The sequence below is a fragment of the Xanthomonas sp. WHRI 7945 genome (genome assembly GCF_035026585.1).
This window is the reverse complement of record NZ_JAYIQP010000017.1, coordinates 22,690-35,723: the sequence shown is the minus strand read 5'-3', so window position 1 is coordinate 35,723 and position 13,034 is coordinate 22,690. Positions and strand designations below refer to the sequence as shown.

Below are 13,034 nucleotides of genomic sequence, written 5' to 3'. Positions count from 1 at the left end.
TTCCGGATCTCCTGCGATGAACGTTTCCCCGGTTTCTCCTTCCTGTCGCGAACCGCTGCGCTGGCGCGCGGCGGTGCTGCTGCCGCTGCTGGTGCTGGGCGCCGCGGCGCTGTACTCGCTGCTCGCTACCCTGTTCGCCGGCGCGCTGTTCCCGGCGCAGGCCAACGGCAGCCTGCTGCAACGCGACGGCCGCGTGCTCGGCTCGGCGCTGGTCGCGCAGCCGTTCGCCGCGCCCGGTTACTTCCAGCCGCGTCCGTCGGCGGCCAAGTTCGATCCGATGGCCGCGGCCGGCAGCAACCAGGCGCGCAGCAATCCCGAACTGCAGCAGCGCATCGCCGACGCGCGCACGGCATTGGCCGCGCGCGACGGCGTGACCCCGGCGCAGGTGCTGGACGACCTGCTCACCCAATCCGGCAGCGGCCTGGATCCGGACATCAGCGTGGCCGCCGCGCAGCAACAGGTGGCGCGCGTGGCCAAGGCCCGCGAGCTGCCGGTCGCGACCGTCGCCGCGCTGGTCGCCGCGCAGGTGCAGCCGCGCCAGTTCGGCGTGCTCGGCCAGCCGCGGGTGAATGTGTTGGCGTTGAACCTGGCGTTGGATGGAGCCGGGACTCGGGACTCGGGACCCGGGACTCGGGAAAATCAAGAACAAAAGCAATAAGCCCACGGCCCGCGCTGTACGCTCTGCGAATCCCAATTCACGAATCCCGAATCCCGGCTCCTCAATGCCCGATCCCCGCACCCAACAGGCCGACGCCTTGATCGGCGCGCTCCAGCGCGAGCGCGGCGGGCGGCTGACCGTGTTCCTGGGCGCGGCGCCGGGCGTCGGCAAGACCTACGCGATGCTGTCGCGCGCGCGGCAGCTGCAGCAGCAGGGCAGCGAGGTGGTGGTCGGGGTGGTCGAGACCCATGGCCGCGCCGAGACCGCGGCGCTGCTCGACGGATTGACCGTGCAGCCGCGGCGGCGCGTGGAGTACCGCGGCCGCACGCTTGAGGAAATGGACCTGGACGCGCTGCTGGCACGGCGCCCGCCGCTGGTGCTGGTCGACGAACTGGCCCACCGCAACGCGCCCGGCAGCCGCCACGAGCGGCGCTGGCAGGACGTGCAGGAACTGCTCGACGCCGGCATCGACGTCTACAGCACGGTCAACATCCAGCACCTGGAAAGCCTCAACGACGTGGTCCACCGCATCACCGGCATCCGCGTCGGCGAGACCGTGCCCGATGCGATCTTCGACCGGCTGCGCGACATCGTGCTGGTCGACCTGCCGCCGCGCGAACTGATCGAACGCCTGCAGCAAGGCAAGGTCTATCTGCCCGAGCAGGCGGGGCAGGCGCTGCAGGCCTTCTTCTCGCCGTCCAACCTTGCCGCGCTGCGCGAACTGGCGATGCAGACCGCGGCCGACCGCGTCGACAACGACCTGCGCGACGTGCAGGCCGCGCAGGGCCGCACCGGCGTGGCGCTGCGGCGGCGGGTGCTGGTGGCGATCGACGGGCGCGGCCAGTCCGATTACCTGGTGCGGGTGGCGCGGCGCCTGGCCGAGCGCCGCGGCGCGCCATGGAGCGTGGTCACTGTGCAGACCCAGGCGCAGCCGGAAGAAGCGTGGCAGCTGGAGATCGATCGCGCCTTCGCGCTGGCGCGCAGGCTCGGCGGCGACGCGGCGCTGCTGCACGGCGCCAGCGTGGCCGATGCGCTGCTCGACCATGCCGCGCACAACGGCGTGTCCACGCTGCTGCTCGGCCGCACCCGCGAGCGGCCGCTGGCGCGGATGATCAACCGCACCCTGACCCAGCAACTGCTGCAGCGCGGCGCGCACTACGAGCTGGTCATCATCAGCTCGCCGGAAGCGCGCGCACGCGCGCGGCGGCGCTGGCGCAGTCCCGGCCACTGGCTGTCGCGCGACGACCTGGCGTTCGCCACCGTCGCGTCGCTGCTGGCGGTGGCGGTGGCCTGGATCGCCGAACGCTGGGTCGGCATCGACGACCTGTCGATGGTGTTCATCGTCGCGGTGGTGATGGTCGCGGCGAAGACGCGCATGGCCGCGGCGGTGCTGTCGGCGCTGCTGAGTTTCTTCGCCTACAACTTCTTCTTCATCGAACCGCGCTACACGCTGCACATCGGCGCGCGCCAGGGCCTGGTCACGGTGCTGCTGTTCCTGGTCGCGGCGCTGGTCGCCGGGCGGCTGGCGTCGCGGCTGCGCATGCAGGTGCTGGCGCTGCGCGCGGCGAACGCGCAGACCACCGCGCTGCAGCGGCTGGGCCGCGAACTGACCAGCGCCGCCGACCTGGGCCAGGTGCTGGAGGCCGGGCGTCGCGCACTGGCCGCCACGCTGGAAGCAGAAGCGTGGGTGCGGCTGCAGCCGCTGGAGGCGGCGCACGCCGCCGCGCAGGACGGCGCGCACGACTACGCGCCGTCGATGGCGGCGGTGGACCGCAGCGCCGCCGACTGGGCGCAGCGCCACGGCCAGGCCACCGGCCGCTTCACCGACACCCTGGCCGGCGCCAGCTGGTGGTTCCTGCCGGTGCGTCACGAACGCGGCGCGATCGGCGTGGTCGGGCTGAAGTTCGCTGCCGGCGTGCAGCGCCCCGGACTGGAGCAGCAGCGCCTGGCCGAGGCCATGGTCGAGGACATCGGCCAGGCCGCGCTGCGCACGCGGCTGGTCGCCGACCTGGAAAGCGCGCGGGTCAGCGGCGAGACCGAGCGCCTGCGCTCGGCGCTGCTGTCCTCGGTGTCGCACGACCTGCGCTCGCCGCTGGCGGCGATGATCGGCGCCGCCAGCAGCCTGTCCAGCTATGGCCAGGCGATGGACGCCGACGACCGCCGCAGCCTGCTGGAGACGATCCAGCTGGAAGGCGAGCGCCTGGACCGCTACATCCAGAACCTGCTCGACATGACCCGGCTCGGCCACACCGGGCTGACCTTGAACCGCGACTGGATCGGCGTGGACGAGCTGATCGGCTCGGCCGCGCGGCGGCTGCAGCGCTACCAGCCGCAGGTGCGGCTGGACATCGCGCTGGCGGCGGACCTGCCGACGCTGTGGGTGCACCCGGCGCTGGTCGAGCAGGCGATCTTCAACGTGCTGGAGAACGCGGCGAAGTTTTCGCCGCAGGACGAGGCGATCCGCGTCGCCGCGGCGATGGTCGACGGACGCCTGCGCATCGATATCGGCGACCGCGGCCCGGGCATTCCCGAGGACGAGCGCGCGCGCATCTTCGACATGTTCTACAGCGTCGAGCGCGGCGACCGCGGCCGCCACGGCACCGGCCTGGGCCTGACCATCTGCCAGGGCATGATCGGCGCGCACGGCGGCAGCGTCGAGGCGCTGCCCGGCGCCGATGGCCGCGGCACCACGATCCGCATTACCCTGCCGTTGATCGAACCCGCCGCCCCGCCGCCCCGCCCCGATGCCGACTGACTCCCACGCCGATCCGATTCCGCCGCCGCGCGTGCTGGTCATCGATGACGAGCCGCAGATCCGGCGCTTCCTGGACATCAGCCTGCGCGCGCAGGGCTACCGTGTGCTGCAGGCGGCCACCGGCGGCGACGGCCTGGCGCAGCTGGCCGCGCACGGCGCCGAACTGGTGGTGCTCGACGTCGGCCTGCCCGACCAGGACGGACACAGCGTGCTGCGCGAACTGCGCCAGTGGTCCACGGTGCCGGTGATCATGCTCACCGTGCGCGCCGGCGAAACGGAGAAGGTGCAGGCGCTGGATGCCGGCGCCAACGACTACGTGACCAAGCCGTTCGGCGTGCAGGAACTGATGGCGCGGATCCGCGTGCTGCTGCGCATGCAACCGGCCGCCGGCGAAGCCGAGCCGGTGTTCGACGACGGCCACCTGCACATCCACCTGGGCCTGCGCGAGGTGCGCCTGGATGGCGAGCCCTTGCCGCTGAGCCGCAAGGAATACGCGTTGCTGGCGCTGCTGCTGCGCCACAGCGGGCGTGTGCTCACCCAGCCGCAACTGCTGCGCGAAGTGTGGGGGCCGACGCATCAGGAGGACACCCATTATCTGCGCATCCTGGTCGGCAAGCTGCGGCAGAAGCTTGGCGACAGCGCGGTGGCGCCGCGCTACATCGCTACGGAGCCGGGTGTGGGGTTGCGTTTCATCGGGGTGCAGAGCAATCCTGAGTTTCGTTGATGTCTGGGTGCGGCGATATCGCGTGCGTCGCTATAGTTGCGCCGATAAGCGCTGCCGCGACTGGATGGCTCATGGATCAGGCCGGCACGCTCCAGTGCTTGATCATGGTTGCTGACAGGTAGCGTAGTGTTCAAAGCATTTCACGCCCTGCGGGCGCGAGTCACTTTTCTTTGCTTGTGCAAAGAAAAGTAACCAAAAGAAAGCACACCCGTCCTCGCGCCTTCCGCGCTGCGCGCTCCAGGTCCGCGGGCGCGGCGGGGATTCGCGGAAGGGGCTCCTGCCCCTGCCGCGAACGACGCGCATCCATGCGCGTCGCCCTTCGGGTTTTTCCCCGCCACGCCCGCCGCTGCGGAAGGGACCCGGTAAGTCAAACGCCAATTCAAAGTCACGAGCAACAGCAACAGCAACAGCAACAGCAACAGCAACAGCAACAGCAAACGGCGATAGCAAACGGCGATAGCAACGGCAACGTCGGCACGGCGGTTGATCGGGTGATGGGGCGCGCAGACAGGCGGTGGCAGCGGCTCCGATCAGAAATACCAGTTGCGGGCTTTTTTTGGACATGCAAGTTGTACTTCCTTGCGAGTCTCGAGTCTCGAGTCTCGAGTCCGAGTCCCGCTATCTGTTCGGCAACACCTCCCTCGGATTGAGAATGCCGTCCGGGTCCAGCGCGCGCTTCACCGCGCTTGCGTCCAGCGTCGCCGCGTCGAAGGCCTGCGCCATGTGGTCGCGCTTGGCCGCGCCGGTGCCTGCGTTCGCCCGACAGCGTGCCGTCCCAGCAGTGCGAACATGCGCGGCTTGCATCTGCGCGTGGTGCTGGCGCGTGCTGGTGCCGACGTGCAGGTTGCCGGGTCAGCGCACGGGTGCTGCCGGACGCGTATCGCCGGTGTCGCGCAATGCGGCATCCAGGAACGCCGTGGTCCGCGTCCAGCTGTCCGCGCGCGCTTCGGTCAGTCCTGACGGCGTACCGCCGCCGAAGCCGATGTCTTCCTGCAGCGTGGTCTCGGTCGGCGCCAGGCCGAAGGCGAAATGTCCGCCCTGTGGGTATTGCAGCACGCTGACCTGGTGGGCGAACTGGCGCCGCCGCAGCCGCTCGGCGATCGCATCGGCCATCTGTGCGGACGGCCACACCTGGTCCTGCGTGCTGGCGATCAGCAGCACCGGGCCCTGGATGCGTTCGACCGGGATCCTGGCAGCGCTGTCGGCGGCGACCGCCTTGCCGCTGTGCGTGTAGAGATCGAGCAGGCCCTTGCAATCGGGACAGGGCGCGAAGGGCACGTAGGCCAGTGGCGTGCCGGCCAAGGTCCACGAGCTGGCCGCTGCGCCGCCGCTGCGGTCGATGCCCTGCCAGACCACGTCCGGTGGCGATGCGGCGACCACCGCAGCGATGCGCGCATCGTGCGCAGCCAGCGTCAGTGCGGCTTCGGCGCCCTTGGACAATCCCAGCACGGCGATCCGCGGCGGCGCTGCCGGGCCTTGCTGCGCCAGGTAGTCGACGCCGGCCTGCAGCCGTTCCAGCGGGATCGCACTGAGTTGCGACGGCAGGCCGGGCCCATTGAAGTAACTCTGTGCGAGCGCGACGTAGCCCTGCTCGGCCAGGCGCCTGGCGATGCGCTTGGCCCAGGCGCGTCCGCCTTCCGCGCCGCCCAATACCAGCACCGCCGGGTGCGCCGCGGTGTCCTCGGGGGTGTACAGCGTGGCGGAGAGCGTCGCGGTTTCGATCGAGCGCTCGGCGATCGGCTGCGCCGTCGCGACGCCGCAGCCGGCCAGCCATGCAAAGGCGGCCGCGAGGCCGAATCTGATCGTCATGAAGCGCCGTTCCTGGGGTGGGCGCTCGGGTCGCGGCACGGATGCGCCGCACGTCCCCGTTCGCATCGCGGCACTATCGTGCATTCATGCCTCGGTCGCATGGCCGGATGGTCATGCCTTGAGGCTGGCGAGGCGACGTCGACCGCGCAGGCGCTGCCGACAACGCGAGCCGTGGCTGACGACTGGGCGTCTCCCGCAAACGTGGCTAGGGTTGGCCGGTCCCGTGTGCCACAGGATGGTTCAGCCTCGACAGGTTACGACGTTGTCAGCCTTTTCCGCTTCGTTCGTCGCGGCTGAAGCCGCTCCTACAAAAAGTGGTCGCCGGTTGCCTGCACGCGGCATCAGGCCGATTCTTGCGAGTCCCGAGTCCCGAGTCCCGAGTCCCGCTCACGCCTCCGGCAACACCTTGCCCGGATTGAGGATGCCGTCCGGGTCCAGCGCGCGCTTCACCGCGCGCATCGCGTCCAGCGTCGCCGCATCGAAGGCCTGCGCCATGTAGTCGCGCTTGGCCACGCCGATGCCGTGCTCGCCCGACAGCGTGCCTTCCAGCGCCAGCACCAGTGCGAACAGCCGCGGCAGTGCGGCGTGCGCACGCGCGGTCTCGGCGGCATCGTCCGGTTCGTACATGATGTTGACGTGCAGGTTGCCGTTGCCGGCGTGGCCGAAGGCGACGATCGGCAGGTCGAATTCCGTCGCCAGCGCTTCCACCCCGGCCACCAGTTCGGGGATGCACGACACCGGCACCACCACGTCTTCGTTGATCTTGCCCGGCTTGATCGTGCGCAGCGCCGGCGACAGCGCGCGGCGCGCGGCCCACAGGCGGTCGCGCGCGGCGCCGTCGGTGGCCACGTCCAGCGACAGCAGGCCGTCGCCTTCGGCCGCCGCGCCCAGCGCCTGCAATGCATAGGGCAGGGTGTCGTGGTCGCCGTCGGCTTCGATCAGCAGCATCGCGCCGGCCTCGGGCACGTCGCTGCCGTTGCGGCGCAGCAGCGCGATCGCGCTGCGGTCCATGAATTCCAGCATCGCCGGCGTGGTCGGCTGCGCCATCAGCCGCGACACCGCCGCCGCGGCGCTGGCGGCATCGCGGTAGAACGCGCGCAGTCCGGCCTGCGCCAGCGGCCGCGGCGACAGCTTCAGCGTGGCCTCCACGATCAGCGCCAGGGTGCCTTCGCTGCCGACCAGCAGATGGGTCAGGTCGTAGCCGGTGGCGTCCTTGGTGTAGGCGCCGCCGCAGCGGATCAGTTCGCCGGTGCCGGTCACCGCGACCACGCCGAGCACGTTGTCGCGGGTGGCGCCGTACTTCACCGCGCGCGGGCCGCCGGCATTGGTCGACAGGTTGCCGCCGATGCTGCAGATCTCGGCGCTGGACGGATCCGGCGGCCAGAACAGGCCGTGCGGCGCCAGCGCCTGCTGCAGGTCGCCGTTGAGCACGCCCGGTTCGACCACCGCGCAGCGGTCCTGCGGGCGCAGCTGCACGATGCGGTTCATGCGCGCGAACGACAGCACCACGCCGCCGCCGAACGGCACCGCGGCGCCGGCGGTGCCGGTGCCGGCGCCGCGCGCGACGATCGGCACGCGATGCGCGCGGCAGGCGCGCACGATCGCCTGCACCTGCTCGCGGGTCTGCGGCAGCGCCACCGCGTCGGCCAGCGCCCAGCGCCGCGAATCGTCCTCGCCGTAGCTGCGGCGGCTGGCGTCGTCGGTGCGCCAGCCGTCGGCGCCGAGCAGTGCGGCGAGGGTATCGGTCAGGGCGGCGGGCAAGGGCGTGGTCATGGTGGCGAACGCGGTGCGGGAGAGGAGGGCGGCTGCAGCAGTTTCCAGGCGCCGACCGCCGCCGCCAGCGGCAGCCACACCCAACGCAGTTCCGACAGCAGGGTGGCGACGCCGCGCGCGCCGAAGAAGCCGTTGGCGAACGGCGACACCCGGATCGGCCGCCACGGCGCGAACCAGCGCTGCTCGCTCCACGGCCAGGCCAGCGCGACGCCGAGCCCGCCGGAGGTCATGGCGTCGAGCAGTGGATGCGAGACGGTGCAGATGAACATCCACGTCGCGGCCTGCAGCGCGCCGGCGCGCAACGGTCGGTGCAGCAGCGCGCCGAGCACGCCCAGCAACGCGGCGAACAGCAGCGAGTGGCTGGCGCCGCGATGGCCGAACGCATCGGCGTAGGGAATGTGCAGGGCGAACGCGAGCACGTCCAGGTCCGGCAGCATCGACGCGGCGATGCCGGCGCCGAGCAGGCGCCCGGAGATGCGTCCGCGGTCGGCGGCGGCCCACAGCGCCAGCGGCACCGCGGCGTGGGTGAAGATGCTGGGCATGTTAGCAGTCGTCGGCGCGGAATGCGTCGCGCAGCCAGGTCAGCCGCGGCGGTTCGCCGTCGGCTTCGACCACATCGAAGCGGCACGGCCAGTTCGCGTAGCGCGGGTGCGCGGCCAGGAACAGCTGCGCGGCCAGCACCAGCCGGCGGCGCTTGCGCAGGTCGACCGAGGCGGCGCCGCCGCCGAATGCGTCGGTGCGCCGGTAGCGCACCTCGACGAACACCAGGCACTGCGCCTGCTGCATCACCAGGTCCAGTTCGCCGCCGCGATAGCGCACGTTCGCGGCGATCAGTTGCAGCCCGGCGCGCTCCAGTTCGGCGCGCGCCGCCGCTTCCACGTCGTTGCCGCGTTGCCGGCGGTCAACGCCCATCGGGCAGCGGCGTCGCGCGTCCGCCGCTGAAGGTGGACCAGGCCGGGGTGCGCAGGATGTTGCCGAAGCCGTCCAGGTGCAGCACGCCGGTGGCGCCGCGCAGGTTGGCTTCGGCGCCGGTTGCGAGCTTTTCCAGGTAGGCGCTGATCTGCCAGGCATCGTAGCCGAACGCGAACAGGCGCCCGGCCGGGCCGCGCGCGGTCGGCAGGGCCTCGGCCACGCTGGTCGCCGCCGGCAGGCCGCCGACGCCGCGCACGTTCCACAGTTCGCTCGGGTAGGCGATGCCGTCCAGCACCAGGTCGTCCTCCGCCTTGCCGGTGCCCAGCACCAGCTGCGAGGTCGCGACCCGGCTCTTGCCGGCGAAACCGGCCAGCGCCAGCTGCGGCGCCAGCGCGCGCGCGGTGCCGCCCTTGACCGCCAGGAACACCGCGTCGGCGGCGCCGGCATTGCGCAACTGCGCGCCGACATCGCCCGGCGCCTCGGCCACGCTGACGCTGGCCACGACCTTGCCGCCGCGCTCGCTGAAGCGTTCGCGGAACGCGGCCACCGCACGGCGGCCGTTGTCGTCGTTGCTGCCGATCACCAGCGCGTTGCGGCGCTCGTGCGCCAGCAGGTATTCGGCGGCGGCGATGCCGTCGTCTTCCGGCGCCAGCGAGAAGCCGGCGCTGCCGGCGGGCGGCGCGGCGGTGCCGCGGTTCAGCGCCAGCAGCGGCACCGGCAGCGCGTCGCGCGCGAACAGCGCGCTGACCTCGTCGCGGCCGAGCGGGCCGACCACGAAGTCGGCGCCGCCATCGATCGCCTTCTGGTAGGCGGCCAGCGCGCCGGCGGCGGTGCCGGTGGTGTCGATGAAGTTGATCTCCGGGCGACGCCGGGTCTCGCCGTAATAGCCGGCGAGCAGGCCGTCGCGCACCGGCGCGGCCGCGGTGGCCAGGCTGCCGCTCAGCGGCAGTAGCACCGCCAGCTTGGCCGGCGGGCGATAGCCGTCGCGCTCGGCGGGGGGGCGCTTGCTGGTGTCGAAGCCCCATTGCGCGCCGCGGTCGAACGGGCGCGGCAGCGGCAGGCCGCGGCTGATCAGCGCGCGCCCGGCGAAGTTGTACAGCGGGTCGCCGGCCGGCAGCGCGGCGGCGCGGGCCTGCAGCGTGGCGTCGTTCAAGGCGGCCAGCAGGCGCACGATGGCGCGCTGGTTGTCGGTGCGCGCCTGGCCGGTCAGACCGATATCGGCGCGGGCGCGTTCGTCCAGCGCCGCGTTGCCGTCGCCGGTGCCTTCCAGCGCCTGCGCGCGGGCCAGGTGCCAGCGTGCGCGCAGGTTCTGCGGCACCGCCTGCGGATCGCTGCCCAGCGCCTGCAGCGCCTGCGCCGGTTGACGGTCGACCAGCGCCAGTTCGGCGTTGACCAGGGCCAGCCGCACCTTGCTCAGGCCCGACAGCTGGCGCGGCTGCACCTGCGCCACCAGGCTGCGCGCGCGCGCGACGTCGCCGGCCTCGTACCAGGCGAAGGCGGCGTCGGCCAGCAACTGGTTGCGCTCGCTGCCGGTGGCGCCGGCTGCCTGCGCTTCCAACTGCTGCGCCGCTTCCCGCGGCTTGCCCTGGTCCAGCAGCGCCAGCGCCGCGGACTGGGCCGGCGACGCGCTCTGGGTGACGCTGGTGGTGGCGCAGCCGGCGAACAGCAGCGCCAGCAGCGACAGGGCGGAAATCCTTGCGAATCGCTTGTTCATTTCTGGTCCATTCGGCAGGGCACGCCGGGGCGCGCCGGGGAAAACCGCTACGATTCTACCCTTGACCATGGAAAGCCGTAGATGAGCGCCCAGCCCGGAACCCTGCACGTCGTCGCCACGCCGATCGGCAACCTCGCCGACCTGACGCCGCGCGCGCAGGAGGTGCTGCGCGCGGTCGCTGCGATCTGCGCCGAGGACACCCGCCGCAGCGGCCAGCTGTTGGCGCATTTCGGCATCGACAAGCCGCTGTTGGCGCTGCACGAGCACAACGAAGAGGCGCTGGCGCAGCGCATCGTCGCGCGCCTGCTCGGCGGCGACTCGCTGGCCCTGGTCAGCGACGCCGGCACTCCGCTGGTCAGCGACCCGGGCTACCGGCTGGTGCGCGCGGCGCGCGAGGCCGGGGTGCGGGTCAGCCCGGTGCCCGGCGCCTGCGCGGCGATCGCCGCGCTCAGCGTGGCCGGCCTGCCCAGCGACCGCTTCAGCTTCGAAGGCTTCCTGCCGGCCAAGGCCTCCGCCCGCCGCGAGCGCCTGGCACGCCTGGCCGGCGAGCCGCGCACGCTGGTGTTCTACGAGTCCTCGCATCGCATCGTCGAATCCCTGGCCGACTGCCGCGCCGCGTTCGGCGACGCGCGCCCGGCGGTGCTGGCGCGCGAACTGACCAAGCTGTTCGAGACCGTGCTCGACGGCAGCCTGGCCGAGCTGCAGGCGCGGGTGGAAGCCGACGACAACCAGCGCAAGGGCGAGTTCGTGCTGATCGTGCAGGGCGCCGGCGACGATGCCGACGCGCAACTGGCCGAAGGCCGCCGCGTCTACGCCACGCTGAGCGAACACCTGCCGCCGTCCACCGCCGCCAAGCTGGCCGCGGAAATCACCGGCGCGCCGCGCAAGGCGTTGTATGGGGGCTGAGGCGGACGCAATACCGCGCGCATGCCGGCTGACCTGCCGCGTGCGATCGCCAACCTGCCGCTCCCAGCCAATGCGTTGTCAGGCGACTGCCGGGTATCGGAACCCTGCTTGTTCGGCTTCCCATCCCAGCATCGCCAACCCGATGCTCTTGGGAACGGGCTTCTCGCCGCTTCGGTAGTAAGCCAGCATGCGCCGGCTCAGCACGGCGAGGTCAATGCTTCCGAGCCCGAGCGCCTGCCGGGGGATCGTAAAACTTGGAAAACTTAAAGTGGCGGAGCCGGCCGATAAGCCGGGTTCTGTCGTGGACAGTCATTCTTCTAGGCGCCGCGTCACCGCGGCGCTCGAGCAACCTACCCGGACCCGACGCGGGCAGCGCCATGAGGTCCCTATTTGGTCTTGCTCCAGGTGGGGTTTGCCGTACCGGTCCGTTACCGGACTCGCGGTGCGCTCTTACCGCACCATTTCACCCTTACCGGTCTGCTTGCGCAGACTTAGGCGGTATCTTTCTGTTGCACTGATCCGTCGGCTCGCGCCGCCCAGGCGTTACCTGGCACCTTGCCCTATGGAGCCCGGACTTTCCTCGGCACCCTTTGCATCGAAATGCACCGGATGACGCGACTGTCTGGCCGACTCCGCCATGGGTATTGTCGCATGTGCGGCGCCGTCGCGCCGCACGGGATCGGATGCCGGAAAAAGCGACGGGAGCGACGCGCCTCAGCTTTTGCTTTGCTCTTATCGGGTCCCGAGTCCCGAGTCCCCGGTCCCGAGCCCTTCCAGTCGCGTCTCCCCCAAAAACACCCCATCGGCACCGAAGCGGCGCTCGTGGATCCAGCAGTGTCCGTCGCGGTCCACCGCCACGATGGTGCTGGCGCGGGTGCCGTAGTCGTGGCCGCGGATGAAGGCCGGCGACAGGCGCCGCTCCAGTTCCAGGCCTACGCCGGTGTCGGGCAGCTGCGCGTCGGCGGCGATGGTCTCGTCGGCCAGCGCTCGCCATAGCGGGGCCAGGTCCTCGTCGCCTGCGGCGATCCAGTCGGCCACGGCGTTGCACAGGCGCGCGGTCTTCGGCCAGGGCGCGTCCAGCGCGCCGTTGGACATGCCGTGGATGCCGGGCGCCAGGCGCTGCCGGGCCGGCGGGTGGTTGCCGATGTATTCGGCGCCGTCGGCGTCGGCCAGCAGCAGATTGAACGGCGGGTAGGCGTCGGCGCGCAGCGCCAGGGCGGCGGCGAAGGCGGCCGCCGGGTCGGTGCCGGCCAGATAGTCGGCGACCAGGGCGCCACGCGAGGCGCCGGACATCGATGCCAGCGGATCGCGCACGTTGGTGACCACCGTGCAGCGGCCGGCGTCGTCCAGGCCCACCCAGCTGCCGCCCGAGCGCAGGTCGCGTCCGGCCAGCACGCGTTGCGCCGGAGCCGCCCAGCGCTGCAGCGGGGCGGTCGGGCGGGCATGGAATTCGTCGCGGTTGCCGACCAGCAGCAGGCGCCAGCGCGGGTGCGAGCGGAGGGCGAGGGCGACCAGGCACATAGGGCGCCGATTGTGCGGCTTTGCGCAGTGGCGCGCGAGCCGGCCGGCCGCAGGGATGGCGATAGGTCGCCGTCTTAACGCCTTGTGCACAGGGCTGAATTTTCCCCCAATCTCAAAATATGAGACGAAACAGCAACTTGTGGATAAGCTTTGAACAAGTCTCTAAAGAATGGCGCAAGCCATTGATGTGGCTGGCGATTTATCGGTCGCAAAGTTGTTGACAACCTTTCGCGCGCTGCTAAGGTGGGCACCTGAGGGAAAA

10 protein-coding genes, 1 other RNA gene and 1 pseudogene are annotated in these 13,034 nt (G+C 71.4%); 4 read left to right on the top strand and 8 right to left on the bottom strand.

From position 1 onward, the window contains the following. Positions 1–16: 16 nt before the first annotated feature. The 3 genes from kdpC (at position 17) to VDQ83_RS14330 (ending at position 4,137) form a co-directional block, all read left to right on the top strand. Positions 17–658 carry a potassium-transporting ATPase subunit KdpC gene (gene kdpC / locus VDQ83_RS14340; RefSeq protein WP_455435454.1) on the top strand — a complete coding sequence of 214 codons (642 nt, stop codon included), beginning with the start codon at positions 17–19 and terminating at the stop codon, positions 656–658. 64 nt (positions 659–722) lie between these two features. Further along, positions 723–3,413, top strand: coding sequence for a sensor histidine kinase (locus VDQ83_RS14335; RefSeq protein ID WP_263397260.1), 2,691 nt, complete (start codon positions 723–725; stop codon positions 3,411–3,413). Then, positions 3,403–4,137, top strand: coding sequence for a response regulator (locus VDQ83_RS14330; protein WP_263397261.1), 735 nt, complete (start codon positions 3,403–3,405; stop codon positions 4,135–4,137). Before VDQ83_RS14335 ends, VDQ83_RS14330 begins: the two co-directional genes overlap by 11 nt. 618 nt (positions 4,138–4,755) lie before the next feature. Here the strand turns inward: VDQ83_RS14330 and VDQ83_RS14325 are convergent. The 6 genes and pseudogenes from VDQ83_RS14325 to VDQ83_RS14300 all read right to left on the bottom strand — a co-directional run. Then, positions 4,756–4,912, bottom strand: a pseudogene (locus VDQ83_RS14325) (FAD-linked oxidase C-terminal domain-containing protein); the annotation flags it as partial. A gap of 77 nt (positions 4,913–4,989) precedes the next feature. After that, positions 4,990–5,946 (bottom strand): acyl-CoA thioester hydrolase/BAAT C-terminal domain-containing protein, encoded by a 957-nt coding sequence (locus VDQ83_RS14320; RefSeq protein WP_455435453.1) that lies wholly within the window; start codon positions 5,944–5,946, stop codon positions 4,990–4,992. Between the two features lie 387 nt (positions 5,947–6,333). Next, on the bottom strand, positions 6,334–7,719 hold the full coding sequence (locus VDQ83_RS14315; RefSeq protein ID WP_455435452.1) for an FAD-binding oxidoreductase: 1,386 nt from the start codon (positions 7,717–7,719) through the stop codon (positions 6,334–6,336). Then, positions 7,716–8,261, bottom strand: coding sequence for a metal-dependent hydrolase (locus tag VDQ83_RS14310; protein ID WP_455435451.1), 546 nt, complete (start codon positions 8,259–8,261; stop codon positions 7,716–7,718). The genes VDQ83_RS14315 and VDQ83_RS14310 overlap by 4 nt, the downstream gene beginning before the upstream one ends. A gap of 1 nt (position 8,262) precedes the next feature. Next, positions 8,263–8,631: a YraN family protein gene (locus tag VDQ83_RS14305; protein ID WP_309916858.1), complete on the bottom strand. Its 369-nt coding sequence runs from the start codon at positions 8,629–8,631 to the stop codon at positions 8,263–8,265. Continuing rightward, positions 8,621–10,345: a penicillin-binding protein activator gene (locus VDQ83_RS14300; RefSeq protein WP_455435450.1), complete on the bottom strand. Its 1,725-nt coding sequence runs from the start codon at positions 10,343–10,345 to the stop codon at positions 8,621–8,623. Before VDQ83_RS14300 ends, VDQ83_RS14305 begins: the two co-directional genes overlap by 11 nt. Before the next feature lie 81 nt (positions 10,346–10,426). Here VDQ83_RS14300 and rsmI point away from each other — a divergent pair, with 81 nt between their 5' ends. Continuing rightward, positions 10,427–11,251 (top strand): 16S rRNA (cytidine(1402)-2'-O)-methyltransferase, encoded by an 825-nt coding sequence (rsmI, locus tag VDQ83_RS14295; RefSeq protein WP_455435449.1) that lies wholly within the window; start codon positions 10,427–10,429, stop codon positions 11,249–11,251. A gap of 269 nt (positions 11,252–11,520) precedes the next feature. On the opposite strand, the gene rnpB is transcribed toward rsmI, so the two are convergent. Then, an RNA gene (gene rnpB / locus VDQ83_RS14290) (RNase P RNA component class A) lies at positions 11,521–11,885 on the bottom strand. Positions 11,886–11,983: 98 nt separating this feature from the next. Next, a complete protein-coding gene (locus VDQ83_RS14285; protein WP_455435448.1) occupies positions 11,984–12,772 on the bottom strand; it encodes an NRDE family protein in 789 nt (262 codons plus the stop codon). Positions 12,773–13,034 lie beyond the last annotated feature (262 nt).

Bases quoted from the DNA above. Each gene is read 5' to 3' on its own strand.
- kdpC (WP_455435454.1), top strand. From the start codon at position 17: ATGAACGTTTCCCCGGTTTCTCCTTCCTGTCGCGAACCGCTGCGCTGG.
- VDQ83_RS14335 (WP_263397260.1), top strand. From the start codon at position 723: ATGCCCGATCCCCGCACCCAACAGGCCGACGCCTTGATCGGCGCGCTC.
- VDQ83_RS14330 (WP_263397261.1), top strand. From the start codon at position 3,403: ATGCCGACTGACTCCCACGCCGATCCGATTCCGCCGCCGCGCGTGCTG.
- VDQ83_RS14320 (WP_455435453.1), bottom strand. From the start codon at position 5,946: ATGACGATCAGATTCGGCCTCGCGGCCGCCTTTGCATGGCTGGCCGGC.
- VDQ83_RS14315 (WP_455435452.1), bottom strand. From the start codon at position 7,719: ATGACCACGCCCTTGCCCGCCGCCCTGACCGATACCCTCGCCGCACTG.
- VDQ83_RS14310 (WP_455435451.1), bottom strand. From the start codon at position 8,261: ATGCCCAGCATCTTCACCCACGCCGCGGTGCCGCTGGCGCTGTGGGCC.
- VDQ83_RS14305 (WP_309916858.1), bottom strand. From the start codon at position 8,631: ATGGGCGTTGACCGCCGGCAACGCGGCAACGACGTGGAAGCGGCGGCG.
- VDQ83_RS14300 (WP_455435450.1), bottom strand. From the start codon at position 10,345: ATGAACAAGCGATTCGCAAGGATTTCCGCCCTGTCGCTGCTGGCGCTG.
- rsmI (WP_455435449.1), top strand. From the start codon at position 10,427: ATGAGCGCCCAGCCCGGAACCCTGCACGTCGTCGCCACGCCGATCGGC.
- VDQ83_RS14285 (WP_455435448.1), bottom strand. From the start codon at position 12,772: ATGTGCCTGGTCGCCCTCGCCCTCCGCTCGCACCCGCGCTGGCGCCTG.